The organism is Saxibacter everestensis, from assembly GCF_025787225.1.
GTDB classification, from domain to species: domain Bacteria; phylum Actinomycetota; class Actinomycetes; order Actinomycetales; family Brevibacteriaceae; genus Saxibacter; species Saxibacter everestensis.
Genome location: NZ_CP090958.1, coordinates 2,043,272 through 2,058,473, shown reverse-complemented (window position 1 = coordinate 2,058,473; position 15,202 = coordinate 2,043,272). Strand labels below are relative to the sequence as shown.

13 protein-coding genes are annotated in these 15,202 nt (G+C 64.0%); 4 read left to right on the top strand and 9 right to left on the bottom strand.

Going from position 1 to position 15,202, the window contains the following annotated elements:
- Nucleotides 1-47: 47 nt before the first annotated feature.
- Together LWF01_RS09885 and LWF01_RS09880 are read left to right on the top strand one after the other, a co-directional pair.
- Nucleotides 48-932: a LysR family transcriptional regulator gene (locus LWF01_RS09885; protein WP_349637239.1), complete on the top strand. Its 885-nt coding sequence runs from the start codon at nucleotides 48-50 to the stop codon at nucleotides 930-932.
- Between the two features lie 170 nt (nucleotides 933-1,102).
- Complete coding sequence (locus tag LWF01_RS09880; RefSeq protein WP_349637238.1) at nucleotides 1,103-2,593, top strand: HNH endonuclease signature motif containing protein; 1,491 nt, start codon at nucleotides 1,103-1,105, stop codon at nucleotides 2,591-2,593.
- A gap of 128 nt (nucleotides 2,594-2,721) precedes the next feature.
- On the opposite strand, the gene LWF01_RS09875 is transcribed toward LWF01_RS09880, so the two are convergent.
- The 6 genes from LWF01_RS09875 to LWF01_RS09850 all read right to left on the bottom strand — a co-directional run bounded on the left by LWF01_RS09875 (nucleotide 2,722) and on the right by LWF01_RS09850 (nucleotide 10,028).
- Entirely contained in the window at nucleotides 2,722-3,861 is a 1,140-nt protein-coding gene (locus LWF01_RS09875; RefSeq protein ID WP_349637237.1) for a cysteine desulfurase family protein, read from the bottom strand.
- On the bottom strand, nucleotides 3,858-4,748 hold the full coding sequence (gene nadC, locus LWF01_RS09870) for a carboxylating nicotinate-nucleotide diphosphorylase (protein ID WP_349637236.1): 891 nt from the start codon (nucleotides 4,746-4,748) through the stop codon (nucleotides 3,858-3,860). Before nadC ends, LWF01_RS09875 begins: the two co-directional genes overlap by 4 nt.
- On the bottom strand, nucleotides 4,742-6,499 hold the full coding sequence (locus LWF01_RS09865; protein ID WP_349637235.1) for an L-aspartate oxidase: 1,758 nt from the start codon (nucleotides 6,497-6,499) through the stop codon (nucleotides 4,742-4,744). The genes nadC and LWF01_RS09865 overlap by 7 nt, the downstream gene beginning before the upstream one ends.
- Nucleotides 6,496-7,767, bottom strand: a complete 1,272-nt coding sequence (nadA, locus tag LWF01_RS09860; protein ID WP_349637234.1) for a quinolinate synthase NadA — start codon at nucleotides 7,765-7,767, stop codon at nucleotides 6,496-6,498. The genes LWF01_RS09865 and nadA overlap by 4 nt, the downstream gene beginning before the upstream one ends.
- A 201-nt stretch (nucleotides 7,768-7,968) precedes the next feature.
- A complete protein-coding gene (locus LWF01_RS09855; RefSeq protein WP_349637233.1) occupies nucleotides 7,969-8,859 on the bottom strand; it encodes an NUDIX hydrolase in 891 nt (296 codons plus the stop codon).
- 278 nt (nucleotides 8,860-9,137) lie between these two features.
- Nucleotides 9,138-10,028: an acyl-CoA thioesterase gene (locus LWF01_RS09850; RefSeq protein WP_349637232.1), complete on the bottom strand. Its 891-nt coding sequence runs from the start codon at nucleotides 10,026-10,028 to the stop codon at nucleotides 9,138-9,140.
- A 143-nt stretch (nucleotides 10,029-10,171) separates the two neighbouring features.
- Here LWF01_RS09850 and LWF01_RS09845 point away from each other — a divergent pair, with 143 nt between their 5' ends.
- Entirely contained in the window at nucleotides 10,172-10,735 is a 564-nt protein-coding gene (locus tag LWF01_RS09845; RefSeq protein WP_349637231.1) for an acyl-CoA thioesterase, read from the top strand.
- Nucleotides 10,736-10,737: 2 nt separating this feature from the next.
- Nucleotides 10,738-11,427, top strand: coding sequence for a DUF8185 domain-containing protein (locus LWF01_RS09840; RefSeq protein ID WP_349637230.1), 690 nt, complete (start codon nucleotides 10,738-10,740; stop codon nucleotides 11,425-11,427).
- A gap of 51 nt (nucleotides 11,428-11,478) precedes the next feature.
- Here the strand turns inward: LWF01_RS09840 and LWF01_RS09835 are convergent, their stop codons facing one another.
- From LWF01_RS09835 to LWF01_RS09825, 3 genes are read right to left on the bottom strand one after another with little or no spacing between them, the layout of a single operon-like run.
- Nucleotides 11,479-11,922 (bottom strand): globin, encoded by a 444-nt coding sequence (locus LWF01_RS09835; protein WP_349637229.1) that lies wholly within the window; start codon nucleotides 11,920-11,922, stop codon nucleotides 11,479-11,481.
- Nucleotides 11,906-12,919, bottom strand: coding sequence for a mechanosensitive ion channel family protein (locus LWF01_RS09830; RefSeq protein WP_349637228.1), 1,014 nt, complete (start codon nucleotides 12,917-12,919; stop codon nucleotides 11,906-11,908). Before LWF01_RS09830 ends, LWF01_RS09835 begins: the two co-directional genes overlap by 17 nt.
- Nucleotides 12,920-15,172, bottom strand: coding sequence for a prolyl oligopeptidase family serine peptidase (locus tag LWF01_RS09825; protein WP_349637227.1), 2,253 nt, complete (start codon nucleotides 15,170-15,172; stop codon nucleotides 12,920-12,922).
- Nucleotides 15,173-15,202 lie beyond the last annotated feature (30 nt).

Genomic DNA, 15,202 nt, shown 5'->3' with positions numbered 1-15,202 from the left:
TCGCATGAGGCAAACATGTTTAGTTCATCAAGTAATGAGGAAAAGTTATGGCAGTGTCCGTCGCGCAATTGCGCGCGTTTCTGGCGGTTGTGGATTGCCGCTCGTTCTCGGCGGCCGGGGACGAACTAGGGATCAGTCAGTCCGCCATCTCGCATGCAATCCATGGCCTGGAACGCGATCTTGGCGGTCACGTCATCGATCGTGCTGGCGAGATCCGGGTAACGTCGCTCGGTGAGGTGGTGATGCCCTACGCCCGCAGCGCCCTGGCCACCCTGGATTCTTTGCAGAGCAGCGTGCGAGCGTTCAGGGGCGATCTGGCCGGTACCGTCCGCCTCGCCGCGGTGCCGACCGTGTGCCAGGGATTGGTGCCCGGTCTGCTGCAACTCTGGAAGGCGCGGCTGCCGGACGTCGACGTGCGCATCTTTGAAGGAGATGACGATGAAATGGGGGAGTGGCTGGAATCCGGGATGGTGGACGCAGCAATTCTGATCGACTCCGCTGATGCGGGGCCCGATTCGCTCATCGTCGCCCAGGATGACTTCCGCGCAGTCCTGCGACGTGATCATCCGCTCGCCGGGCAGGACGTCGTGCCGGTGCATGAACTTCACGAAGACGGGTTCATCGTCAGCACCGGCGGATGTGCGGCGCACGTGCAACGCATCCATGCCCTTGCTGGCGTACCGTTCGAGACGCAGCAGCGGGTGCGGGAGCTCGCAACCCTGTTGAGCATGGTCCAGCAGGGAATTGGCGTCTCGATTATGCCCAGCCTCGGTGAGAGCATGCTCCCGGACTCGCTCGTCATGCGGCCGATTACCCCGACGGTTCAGCGAACCCTGGTTCTCTCCGGTCCCAGGAGTCGAGCGTGGCATCCGCTGACTCATGCCCTGATCGAGGTGCTCCGCGACCGCCCTTCTGTCGGGAATGCCGCCTGACTGGCTGTGAGGTTGCTTGGTGGGCCCGCCGTCCGTCGGTGACTATGACTGTTCGAGTCGGTATCTTGCGGGGGCAGGAGAGGATTCAACCGAATATATTTAGAACAGTTCGGTATTTCATTGCTTGACATGCACGGTCTCTGTCGGTGCTGACGGCTAGTGTCTGGACTATGAAAGATGGTGAAGGTTTCAGGGGCGGTTCTGGTGGCGCTGATCGGTCTGGGTCGGTCGGGGCGCTGTTTGGTGAGCTGGAGTCCGCGCGGTGCGTGTTGGACGCCGCGGCCACTGCTGCCGGGACCGCTTCGGCTGCTGTTGCGGTGGGGCGGGGTCCGGGTGCGTTAGGGCTGGCTGCTGATCGGGAGGTGCTCGCGGTCGCGGATCTGGTCGAGGGACTGGCGCGTCGGGTGGCTGGGTTGCAGGTTCGGCTGGCCGGGGAGGTCGAGGCCCGGCAGATCGCCGAGCGGCGTGGGGAACGTTCCACGGTGTGTCTGTTGCGGGACCGGCTGCGGATCAGCGCGGGGGACGCGAAACGCCGGCTGGATGTCGCTGCGGCCGTCACGGCCGGGTCGTCGTTGACTGGGCAGCCGATCCCGCCGGTGTGCCCTCAGGTGGCGGAGGCATTGTCGGGTGGGCTGATCGGTGTGGATGCCGCGCACGTGCTGGCGGAGAAGTTGTCCGTGATCCGTGAAAAGTCCGTCACCGCTCAGAGTGACGTGTTGGACGGGCGGACTGCGGACGAGGTCGCGGTGCAAGCCGAGGAGCATCTGCTGGAGCAGGCGCTCAGCTACGATTCTGGATTCGTGGCACGTTGCGGCGCCCGTTGGGTCGCGTTCCTGGACCCGGATGGCAGCCCGCCGAGCGACATCGAAACCAGGCTGGAACACGGCCTGTGGTTCGGCGCACCCCGGCGCAACGGTCTGGTGCCGTTCAAGGGCGCGATGAGCCAGCTCCAGCATGAAACCCTGTTGAGCGCTGCCGGGCCCGCGACCAGCCCGCGCCATGCCAACGGGAAAGATGCCGGCTGTGACGTTGCTACATCTGGGAAACCTGTCCGGGACGATGACCGCGACGCGGACGAGCGGACATATCAGCATAAGCTGCTCGATGGCCTGATCGCGTGCTGTGCAACGGCATTAAAGGCCGGTGCGGTGACCTCTGGGCGTGCCAACGCGAGCATCATGGTCACCATCGACTACGACACGCTTTACGCCAAGACCAGCGGCCACGGGCTACTTGCCCACTCCGGTCCCGTTTCCGTGTCGACAGTTCGGCAGCTGGCGTGTGACGCCGCGCTGATTCCGGTCGTGCTGGGAGGCACAGGCCAGATTTTGGATACCGGCCTCTCTCGGCGATTGTTCACTCCGGCCCAGCGCCGGGCGATCATCGCGCGTGACCATGGGTGCATCATGCCCGGTTGTACCGCGCCGGCTAGCTGGTGTGCCACGCATCACATCGACTTTCACTCCGAAGGCGGACCGACATCGACCGATAACGGCGCCCTGCTCTGTGAGCATCACCACGGCGTGATCCACCGCGGAGAATGGACGGTCACCATGCGCGATGGCATTCCCTGGGTGATTCCGCCCGCCTGGATCGACCCAAACCGCACCCCGCGCCGCAACCACTTCCACGACCCGCCGGGCCCGCACAAACGCGAATAGGGGTACGTCGGTTAAAGGCGCAACATCGTTCGTGTCGCCTTCACGGCGCTACGGAGCCAGGCGCACGTCCGCACGGAATCTCAATTCAGCTGCGCGCAGGTTGGTTGCGACCCGGTTTAAACAGCGGCCTATCTGGTGGCCAGGCCCCGCACGCTCGCGACCGCTCCCACCACCGACTCGGCCACGCTGATCAGCTCGTCTTCGCCGGTTTCCACGCCGAAGCTGAAGCGCACAGCGGTCTGTGCGATCTCGGCCGAAATACCCATTGCTGTCAACACGGGGGAGGGGGCATCGTTTCCGGCAGCGCACGCCGAGCCCGAGGAGCAGGTAATCCCGGACTCTTCCAACTGCAGGAGCACCGATTCGCCGCTGGTTCCCGGGAAGCAGAACGACGCAATGCCCGGGAGTCGCCGGGTGCGGTGCCCGGTCAGGACAGCGTTCGGAACATCGGAGAGTACTTTGGCTATGAAGGACTCCGCCCGCCGGGCAAGCTGCGTGGACTCTTCGACCGATGGTCGCAGGGACAGGGCCGCCGCCAGACCGACCGCACCGGCCACGTTCTCGGTGCCGGACCGACGTCCGAACTCCTGGCCCCCGCCGTGCACAATGGCTTCCAACGGGAACCGCCCCCGCACATACAGCGCACCGACTCCCTTCGGTGCGCCCAGCTTGTGCCCGGAGATGCTTAACGCGTCAACGCCGAGTTTCGCCACATTGCAGTCGAGTGCTCCCATTGCCTGCACTGCGTCGGTGTGTAGCGGCACCCGAAACCGTCCGGTCACTTCGGCGATGCCGCTGATGTCCTGGACGGTGCCGACCTCGTTGTTCGCGTACATGACGCTGACCAGAGTGGTGTGCTCACTGAGCGCAGCCTCTACATCGGAAGCGTCGACAACGCCACAACCGTCAACTGGTAGATACGTGATGCGAAAACCGTGATGCCGCTGTAGGTAGTCGCAGCTCTCAAGCACCGCCGGATGTTCAATTTCCGACGTGACGATGTGCCGTCCCCGCGGTTTCGCCAAGGCGATGCCTTTGATCGCCAAATTGTCTGACTCGGTGCCGCCGGAAGTGAAGACAATATCGCTGCTGCGGGCCCCCAGCGCTTTTGCTACCGTGGCCCGAGCTTCGTCGAGCGCCCTGCGCGCAGCCTCTCCCTTGTCATGATGGCTCGAGGCATTCCCGAATTCCTCGGTCAGATAGGGCCACATCGTCTCGAGCACCTTGCGGCGGATAGGTGTTGTTGCAGCTGAATCCAGGTAGATCATCCGGCCTCCACGCTGATATCGAGACCGAGGTCAAGCGAGCGGACGCTATGCGTCAGCGCGCCAACCGAGATGATGTCGACACCGGTGAGGGCGATCTCGCCAACCGTATCGAGGTTCACGTTTCCGCTCGCCTCGACGAGGGCGCGTCCGGCAACGATCCGCACACCCTCACGAAGCTCATCCAGGGCGAAATTGTCCAGCATGATGGTGTCGACCCCCGCGCTCACCACCGGCTCGATCTGATCGATCCGGTCTACCTCCACCTCGAAGTGCGTGGTGTGGCCGAGGGTTGCACGTGCCGCCGTGAGCACATCAGTGAGAGATCCCGCGTCGTTCCCGGCCAGGATGGCCAGGTGATTGTCCTTTGCCATCACGGCATCCGACAGTGAGTTGCGGTGGTTATGTCCGCCGCCGGAGCGAACTGCGTGCCGTTCAAAAGCCCGAAGGCCAGGAGTGGTCTTCCTGGTGTCCACGAGCCGAGGAGGCGTCGTTCCGGCCGGGAGGTTCGCCGCTACCGAGTTCCGGACGCGTGAAACATAATCCGCTGTCAGTGTCGCGATACCCGACATCCGCTGAACGAAGTTTAGTCCGACCCGTTCTGCCGTCAGCACACCGCGGGCGGGACCGCGAACAGTGGCGATTACCGATCCGGCAACGAAGCGGTCGCCATCGGCGAAGTGAAAGGCGACCTCGATCTCCGGATCCGTCTGCTCGAACGCGGCTGAGAACACTTCGCCGCCGCTGAGTACGCCGGGCTCGCGGGCGACCAGTTCTGCGCGGGCCCGAAGGTTGGCTGGGATCAGGGTGTCCCCGGTGATGTCGCCCCACGGGGCGTCTTCCAGGAGGGCGGCGGCAACGACCGCGCGAATGATGGCCGGAGTCAGCACGTTGGCCCCTTAACGAAATGCTGTCGGGAAGCGACCGCGCTTGACGGCGGCGGGAAGTCAGCCCGGTAGTGCGCGCCGATGGAATCTTCCCGCTCGCGAGCGGCTGTGACTACTAGCATGGCGAGGCTGCTGAGGTTCCTGGTTTCTGCGGTTGTAACCTGATCGTCGACCGATAGCGCACCGGTAGCTGGCGGGGCATTGTCGTCGCGGTGCCAGGCTTCGAGTTGCTTCACGGCGACGTCCAATTGCCCGCGACGTCGCGAGAGTCCGGCAGCCGTCCACATGAGTCTTTGGATCTCGCTTCGACGCACGGTTGCCGATGCGGCAGGTGACGACGCGCTATGACCTGGCGCGTCAGGAGACGTCGCGCTATGACCTGGCGCGTCATGTGACGTCGCGCCAAGAACCGACGCGCCAAGAACCGACGCGCCATGTGACGACACGTCATGTGACGAGGCGCGATCAACTGCCCCGGCACCTGACTCCAGCCGGTACGCATTCCATCGTGGCCACGTCTGCTCCAGTCCGCCATCACCGGCTCCGCCCGGAACCGCAACATTCTGCTTGCTCCGACCGGCGATGTTGGCGACCGTGCGATGTGCGAAAACCAGTCCCTCGAGCAGCGAGTTGGACGCCAGTCGATTTGCTCCGTGCACGCCGGTGCATGCTGCTTCGCCGACCACGTACAGCCCAGGCAGCGAGCTCCGGCCCCAGAGGTCTGTCCGCACTCCACCCATCCAGTAGTGAGCCGCAGGCCGGACCGGGATCGGTTCCTTCGACCAATCCAGGCCATGTAATCGGCAGACCTCGTCGATACGTGGGAATCGCGCTCGCAGGAACTCTGAGCTGGTCGAACCGCGCCCGGACGATACACTCCCGCGTGGCGAAGCCAACCGGGTAGCATCCAGGTACACCGGCCTGCCGCCCTGCTCATCCATCACGGCCGCGATACCCCGCGCGACGACATCGCGGGGAGCCAGCTCGGCATCCGGATGAACGTCGTGCATGAAGCGGTGGCCGGATTCATCGACAAGTACCGCCCCTTCGCCCCGAACCGCTTCGGAGACGAGGAAGTTATCGGGGACTGCCAGCGAGGTCGGGTGGAACTGGTAGAACTCGGCATCGCCGATCACGGCTCCGGCGCGCCATGCGGCCGCTACGCCATCGCCGGTGGCACCCGCCGGATTGGTGGTGTGCTCAAACAACTGACCGGCTCCGCCGGTCGCGAGAATGACGCTGTCGGCGCTAATCCGCTGCTTCTCGCCCTGCGAGTTGAGTAGTTCAACGCCCACGACGACTCCGTCACGCAAGCACAGATTGCTGAGGAAGGTGTTCTCCCGGACGTCAATGTCGGCTTCGGTGATGGCATCGATCAGCGCGGTCTGGATTGCCCGTCCGGTCGAATCGCCGCCCGCGTGCAGGATGCGAGGGCGGGAATGTGCGGCTTCCAGTCCTGGCGCACGGTCGAACGGCACTCCCAGGTCCAACAGCTCCCGGACCCGTGCCGGGCCGTCGTGGCAGAGAGCGCTGGCTGCCGAGCGATCGGTGAGAACGCCGCCGGCGGTCAATGTGTCGACAAGATGGGCTTCAGGGGAGTCCGACTTATCGAGCGCGGCGGCGATCCCGCCCTGCGCGAACCAACTGTTGGAGGACGACAAAGTCCCCTTGGTAACTAGCGCGACCGGTCCGAGCGCACGAGCCTTGAGGGCCGCACTCAACCCAGCGATTCCACTGCCGACGACGACAATCATGGCTTGGCTGCCAGCATCCGTTCGAGAGCCAGGCGAGCCGGCTCGGCGACGTCATTGCCAACGTTGATCTGGTTGACAACCTCCCCTGCCACCAGGCGTTCCAGCACCCAGGCAAGGTATCCCGGGTGAATTCGATACATCGTCGAACAAGGACAGATCACCGGGTCCAGGCAGAATATGGTGTGTTGCGGGTTCTGGCTCGCCAGCCGCTGCACCAGATTGATCTCGGTGCCGATGGCAAATGTGCTCCCCGGCTCGGCGGCAGCGATTGCCTTGGCGATGTAGTCCGTCGAGCCGGATTCGTCCGCGGCGTCGACAACCGGCATCGGGCATTCCGGATGCACGATAACGCGCACATCAGGGTATTCCGCACGCGCTTGTTCAATCTGAGCCGTGGTGAATCGCTTATGCACCGAGCAGAACCCGTGCCAGAGAATGACCCGCGAATCGACACATTCCTGCTCGGTCATGCCGCCCAGCTCCTTGCGGGGATTCCACAACGGCATGAGTTCCAGCGGCACGCCCATGGCCTTTGCGGTATTGCGACCGAGGTGCTGGTCGGGAAAGAAGAGCACGCGCCGGGCACGCTCGAAGGCCCATTCGAGCACGGTGGCGGCGTTGGAGGATGTGCAGACGATGCCGCCGTTCCGGCCGCAGAACCCCTTGAGCGCCGCGGACGAGTTCATGTAGGTCACCGGAATGACCGGCACCCGGCCGTCGGCGTCCGGCTCGGTCCCCAACTGCTCGACCAGCTGGTCCCAGCAGTCCTCCACCTGGTCGATGTTCGCCATGTCCGCCATCGAACAGCCGGCGGCGAGGTTCGGCAGGATAACCGACTGATCCGACCCGGAAAGCAGGTCGGCGGTCTCGGCCATGAAGTGCACTCCGCAAAAGACAATAGCCTCGGCGTCCGGGCGATCCTTCGCCGCGCGTGCCAGCTGGAATGAATCGCCAACGAAGTCGGCGAACCTGATGACCTCGTCACGTTGATAGAAGTGCCCGAGCACCACGACCCGGTCGCCAAGAGCTGCCTTGGCCCGCAGGATTCTCTCCTCGAGTTCTTCCGGTGAGGCCGTTTGGTACGCCTGCGGAAGTTGGCCCTGTCGAGGGCTGGAAGCCGGAATGGAATCAGCCACCGATGCACCCGGGCCGTAGGTTTGCGCCGCTCGCAGGTCGAAAACCCACGGCCCCTTACTGAGGTCGGAATCGCAGGTCGAGCCGGCGGCACCCTTGGCTATCCGGTTGATGGTGGTATCTACAGAGGTCACAAATTTCTCCGATGTGATGCGCGGCGCTTGCGATGCGACTTGGTGTGCTTGGGTTCGGCGTGCTGCTGGTGTGTCTGACGTGCTGGTGGAGTTGACGTGCTGCTGTGTGTTTGGCGTGCTGCTGGGTGTTTGGATCGACCTTCTTCGGATCGGTTGTCGCCGAATTCGGTTTGTCGTCAAATTCGGTTGTCTTCGAATCAGCTACGGAGCCAGGCGCTCGCTGTCCTTGTCGATGGAGTCATTGAAGCGATAGATGTGTGCGGGCCGGTGACGGGTGCCGCCAACCTTTTCGCCGGTGGCTGTCACGGTCCCTGAACTCAGTATCTGGCGACGGAAGTTGCCGGGGTCGATGCTCCTGCCCAGCACGGCTTCATGAACCTCGCGAAGCTGTGCCAGAGTGAACGTCTCGCCGAGAAAGTGGTGGGCGATCTGGCTGTACTCAACCTTGTTCCGCAATCGCCACAGCGCGTAATCGACGATCGTGTTGTGGTCGAATGCCAACCTGGGTAAACGATCTGCCGGCAACCAGGTGACATTCTCGGCTGCCACACTCTGGTCCGCCTCGCTTGGATCGACGAGTGCCCAGTACACGATCGAGACCACCCGGCGGTCGGGTGACCGGTCGACGGTTCCGAATGCGTAAAGCTGCTCCAGATACTTCGGTGACAGGTTCGTCGTCTCACGCAGATTGCGTCCGGCGGCATCGCCAAGGGATTCATTCCAGGCGATCGGCCCTCCCGGCAGCGCCTGCAGTCCCTTGTAGGGCTCGCGGATCCGCCGGACGACCGGTAGCCAGAGGCTGCCAACGGATGGAAGCTCGGTCGACGGTGTCTCGACCGCCGGATGTGCCGGGGCAGTTGGCGAGTGTGCCCGGGTGGCTGACTCGGCCGCGGAGTGTGCTTCGGTGGTTGAAGCAACTGAAGGCGGGGCAGTCGAGTGTCCCGGGGCGGTCGACTCGGCCGACGCCGACGCCGACGTGACGGCCTCGGCCGCCGATGAGTCATTCGGCCGAAGCGCGAAAATCACCGTGGAGATGGCAAGTGAGGGCGCCTCGAAGCGCCGCTCGCTGACATTTGCCGAGCCTGGATACACGCTGCCCACCACCCAAGTGCTTAAAGCCGAAATAACTCTAAGTCACTCTACACCGTTAAAGTCGAAATGACTTTAACGGTGCCCGGCCAGATGCTGGCTGGCTGGCTGGTGGTTGAGCGGCTGGTTGCCCGCCTGCCTGGCACGAGCGGCTGGTAGCCGACCCGCCCAGCCCGCCAGGAATGCCGAACCGGAACCCAGGCACGCCTGCCCGCCAGGCACGACTGCCCGCAAGGCACGCCGAACCGGAACCCAGACACGCGGCCGATCAGACGCGGTAATCAGTCCTGCAGCGGAACGCGGACCATTCCCTCCTGTGCCACGGTGGCGACCAGGGTGCCGTCGGTCGTGAAGATCCTGCCGGTGGACAGGCCGCGGCCTCCTCCGGCGCTGGGCGACGTCTGGACGTAGGCGAGCCATTGCCCGACGTCGACCGGCCGGTGCCACCACATGGCGTGATCGAGGCTGGCGATTTTCAGTCCAGGCGTCAGCCACTTCACGCCGTGCCGGCGCAGGATTGGCTCAAGCAAGCTGTAGTCGCTGGCATAGGCAAGAATCGCCGCGTGCAGGCCCGGATCGGCGTCAATCGGTTTGGTTGCCCGCATCCAGACAGTCTGCTCCGCGACCTGTTTGCCGCCGGCTCCCACGTACAGCGAGGGATCGACGTGCCGGATGTCCATCGGACGCTGGTTGATCCAGCTCTGCACGTAAGGGTGGTCGATATGCCCAAGCAGTTCCTGGGCGCTCGGCAGCGACTCCGGATCCGGTAGCCCCTCCGGCATGGTGTCCTGGTGGTCGATGCCGTCGCTCTCCGTCTGGAACGACGTGATCAGCGACAGAATCGCCTTGCCGTGCTGGAAGGCATGCACGCGCCGGGCGCTGAACGACCCGCCATCCCGAAGCCGCTCGACGCCGAAGGTGATCGGTTCGCGGATATCGCCGGCCCGCAAAAAGTAGCCGTGCAGGGAATGGATTCCGCGATCAGCTTCGACGGTACGGGTCGCGGCAACGATCGACTGCGCGAGGACCTGGCCGCCGAACACCCGGCCGTCCGGCTTGAATTGGCTGATGCCCTCGAACAAATCGTGGTGCGAGTCCTCACGATCGATCGGCAGTCGCTTCAGGTCCAGGATCATAAGCAGATCATCGACCGGATCAAGGTTTTCAGGCATTCGTTTTCCTCTCAGGACTTTGTTAACAGCCGGCCGAAGCCAAACGGGTCTGCATTGGACTGTAGCCGGTGCTGCCGGACCCCCGATGGTTTGCCCTCCGGCCCGCTGAGTATCCAGGGGAGCGGGATGGGAAGATGGCCACTATGTCAGTTAATGAAGTACAGGGAACCGCTGGTGCCAGCGCGCAGCGCGAGGACACTCCGGGGCCGGAGCCCCTGCATCAGGCAGCCGACAAGCTGAGCCTCCTGCTTGAGCTTCGGTGGGGCGACATGGACGCTTATAACCACGTCAACAACGTCCAATACCTGCGCTTGCTCGAAGAAGCCCGGGTGCGCCTGCTTGGCTCGCCGACCGCGACGTCCGATGGTTCGTCGGTGGTCGACGGCACCGCCATCCAGCTGTTTTCCCGGATGGGGTTCGACACCAGCTCGCTCGTCGCCCGGCATGTCATCGAGTACCGGGCGCCGCTTGAGTACCGTGTAGCACCGGTCGCTATCGACATGTGGGTCAGCCGCCTGGGAGGCGCGAGTTTCGACCTTGGCTACGAGGTGCGTGAACCGGACGGCAGCGTCAGCTACGCGCTCGCCGAGACCAGCGTCGTCTTCGTGGATCGCTCGAGCGGCAAACCACGCAGGATGACGAACGAGGAGCGGGAGATTCTGCACAGTCTTGACGCCGGACCGGTACCGTTTCGGCGTCAGAGCTAGTCGTGGCCGACGGCGTGGATCACCTGAGCCTCGAAGATCACGAAACCTGGCAGGACCTGAAAACCTACCTGACCCGGGCCAAGCGGCTGGACGCCGACGGTGCGGTGAGATTCGTCGCGATCGGCGAGATTCTGGCGGTCTACGTCGCGCCGTTGTATCCGGCAAGCCTCGGCGACAGTGCTCCGACCGTACTTGGGCTGCGCACGCTGCGACTCGCGGTGCCGCAGCATATCGATGTCGTGGTGTCACTCGCCGCGATGTCAGACCGTTTCGCCCGTGGAGCCGACGAGACATCGACCAATCGCGAGAAGCCCGCGGGCATCAGGCTTCCGCTTCCCCCGGATCGGGCTCGGGCTGCCTGGGCGGGAATATCGCCGCCCCGATCCGGCTGGTCGATGATCGGTGTCGGCGACACCGGCTTGCTGCACGCCGAGGCGGAAAGCGGCGTGCGTGAGGTGGCTGAAGCCCTTCCGGATCAGGCAGGGGCCCAGGTCGTGGGCTCCGTACGCAAGGCGGTCTGGGGTGCGGAGCTTCCCGGAGTCGCTCGGCTGCCACGAGGGGCGGCATTTGCAGCTTCCGGGCTTGGATTCCTCACCAGCTCGGAACCAATCGCGCTCTATGCGGCAGGTCCGTGGCGCCGGTTGACGTCGGCACGAGGGCACATTATTGCCCGGATGGCGGCGCCGGACTAGGCGCCTAGCTGGCAGCGACTGGCTGGGCGACCAACAAGTCGGCCGATCGGCCTAATTCGGTGAAGCGCCGGTTCCGGCAGCCTCGCTGCTGGGCCCGGCGGAGTTAACCATGGCGTGTGCTGCGCGGGTCAGGTAGTCCCAGAGAGTGAACTCGTAGATCGGCGGCAGGTCGATGGCATCGACAGCGGCGCGCATATGCTGCAACCAATGGTCGCGCGCCTCCGGCGTCACCTGGAACGGATGGTGCCGCATCCGCAGCCGGGGGTGGCCCCGTTCCTCGCTGTACGTGGTCGGCCCGCCCCAGTACTGCTCAAGGAACATCAGCATCCGGCGCTTCGCCGGTCCCAGGTCTTCCTCGGGATACATCGGTCGCAGCAGTTCGTCGTTGGCGATGCCCTCGTAGAAGACATCGACCAACCGGACGAAAGTGTCGTGACCACCGATGGCGTCGTAATAGTTGTCCAGTCTCGGCGGCGCGTTACTCGGCTCGGTCATTGCGTTCCTTGTGATCCTTGGATTCGTCGTGGTGCTGCGGATTGGTGGGATCGAAGACGCCGGGGTTCCCGGTGCGGATCACGGTTTGCTGCAGCAGCGGAATGTGGATGCCGTTCCGGTCCATTGCCAGCTTAAGCCTGGCGCGCATTTCGCGGGCCACAGCCCACTGCTCAAGCGGCTTCGTCTTGATCACCAGGCGCAGCGTGATCGACTCGCCGGTGAAGGCCTCAACACCCCAAACCTCTGGTTCCTCCAGGATGATATTGCTCCACTCGTCCTCTGCGAGCATGTCCTTAGCGCATTGCAGCACTAGATCGCTCACCTGACGGACGTCGGAATCGTAGGGGATAGGGATATCCATCACGGCCCGCGCCCAGCCCTGTGACTGGTTGCCGACTCGAAGGATCTCGCCATTGCGCACATGCCATAGCGTCCCGTCGACCGAACGGACCTGGGTCACGCGTAAGCCCACCGCCTCGACAGTGCCGCCTGCCTCACCCAGGTCGACGACATCGCCAATCCCGAACTGGTCCTCCGCCACCAAAAAAAGGCCAGACAGATAGTCCTTGACCAGCGTTTGCGCTCCGAAACCAAGGGCCACGCCGACGATGCCGGCACCGGTGAGCACGGGCGCGAGATTGAAGCCGAGTTCGGTCAGCACCATCAGGATGGCGATCACGCTGACCACGATCGTGGTGACCGAACGGAGTACCGAGCCGACCGTTTTTGCTCGCTGCGCTCGCCTCGCCATAGCGATCGGGGACTCCTGCAGGAGCCAGTCGCGGGTCTGGCCTGCGGCACGCAGGATTCCCGGCTTCTTCCGTTCGCCCTCGAGTGGCGCGACGTCGCCGCGGGCAATGTGCTCGGCAAAATTTCGGACGATCAGCCGGATGATGAAGTTCAACACGACCGCTAGCACGATGATCACCGCGATCTTGAGCGGTTTATCGAGCCAGAAGTCCAGATCCATCTGGTCAAACCTCAGCGTAGGACTCATCTACGTTAAACCTAACTGCCGGGCGAAGAAGCCCAGCTGGTCTGCCGTGAGTGCCACGGTCTTTTCGACGGAACGGGCACCATGGCCAACTTTCGCCTCCGACCGCAACAGGATAGGCGAGTCCGAGGCGGTTGCATGCTGTAGCAGTGCCGTTAGTTTTCTGGCGTGGAATGGATCGACGCGGGTATCACCCTCGAACACGGTGAACAGTACCGCCGGATACCTGCTTCCAGCGTGGACGTTGTGACAGGGAGAGTAGGCCAGGAGCCAGTCGAACTCCTCTGCCACCTCGGGGTCGCCGTACTCCGACATCCACGTCGCACCAAGACCATAATGCTGATACCGCAACATGTCCAAAAGTGGGGCGGAGCAAGTGACCGCCGAATAGAGTTCGGGGCGCTGGGTTAGAGCCGCACCGACCAGCAGCCCGCCGTTCGAACCACCGAAGATGCCCAACTGTTCCGGCGTGGTGAATCCGGAATCGATCAGGAATTCGGCGGCGGCGTGAAAATCATCGAAGACGTTCTGCTTATTGCCAAGCATGCCGGCTCGCCGCCAAGCCTCACCCTCCTCGCCTCCGCCGCGCAAACTGGCGATGGCGTAGACGCCGCCGCGTTCAACCCAGGCTAGAGCGGTGGGCGAAAATCCGGGCGTCATCGAAATCCCGAAACCTCCGTAACCATAGAGAATCGTCGGCGCGGTGTGCCGCGGACGACCAGCGGCATCGAACGCCTCTGCCGACGCGATCACGAACAGGCGCACCTCGGTGCCATCCTTGCTGCGATATGTTCGCTGCACTGTGCGGATAGCCGCTCGCGCAGCGTCGGAGTCGCCGGGCTCAGCCTCGGAGGAGTCGCCGGGCTCAGCCTTGGAGGAGTCGCCGGGAGCGCTTGCCCACAGACTTGTCGTGCCGTCGACGGCATCCCACCGGTAGATCCGGGTGCGGGAGGTGAAATCGGTGTAGCCGAACCACAACTCATGGCCACCCTCGCGCTTTGCGGTCAGGCCGCCGACCGAGCCGGTGCCGGGCAGCTCGATCTGGCCGAGTTCGGTGCCGTCGGCCAGCTCATGCACGGATACCTGGCTGATTGCATGCCGCGAGGTGGCAACGACAAGCAGCGGAACGTCCAGCTCGGGCCCGTCGAGGATGCTGAACTCCTCAAGCACAGCCTCGGGGTCCTCGGCAACCAGGTCTTTCCAGCTGGAGGGATCCGGTGAACGAGGGTCGGCGACCGCGATCCGGCCCCGGGGAGCGTTCAGGTCGGTAAACACGTACATCCGGCCGTCCCGGCCGATATGAATGGCGGTCTTAGCGTCAGCCCCGACGATCACCTCGCGGAACACCAACCGGTCCGCGGTCGCGGCGTCGGCGGAATCAGACTTCGAGCCGGGCGCGCAGCGCTCGCCGGGCAACGCGGCGATCCAGACATCGGTGCGCGGCGCCGTACCGGACGCGGCCACCACCGTAAGCCAGCGTCCGTCGCGGGAAACCGCCACACCGTAGTAATTATGCGGGTCGGCTTCAGGATCGTTGCCGAAGATGAGTTCGTCGTTTTCACTGTTGTCCCCGACCTGATGCAGCCACACCCGTCGGTGGTACTGCTTCTCGTCTTCGGGGAGCAGGTCGGGATCCAACCGGCGGACGTAGAAGAAGGCGTCCCCGCCGGGTAGCCAGGCGACCGGCGAGTAGCGAGCACGATCGATCGGTTCGTCGAGTTGGTCCCCACTGGCAACCTCAATCGTGTGCAGCACGCTCTCCTCGGTGCCTCCTACGCTGACTTGGTACGTCAGCCGGTCACCTTCCTGGCTTGGTTGCCAGGCATCGAGTGTGGCAAGCCCGTCCGGATCGAGCGAGTTCGGATCGACGAGCACGCGTTCGATTCGGGCCGACCCGCTCGCGAGATCCCCGGGCTCGCTGACCAGTAGTACGGCATGATTCTGATCACCCGCCCGGCGGGTGAAGAAGCAGCGGTCTCCACGCCAAACCGGCGAGCCCACCGCACCGGCGCCGAAGAGCTGCGCCACCCGTGCCCGGAACCCCGCCAAATAGGAATAGTCCTGGCGAGCCTGGCCGAACAGCTGGGCCTGCGAGCGGAGCCAGTCGAGAGCGTCTGAGGATTCGGCAGCTTCGAGCCATCGGTACGGGTCTTCCACGGCAGTGCCGTGCAACATATCAACGGTCTCGTCACGCCTGGCAGGCGGGTAGCTGGTTGCGGCGGCTAACGGATAAGCGGAACTGGAAGACGATGTCATCTCCTCACCATAGGGAACCTGCTATAGAGC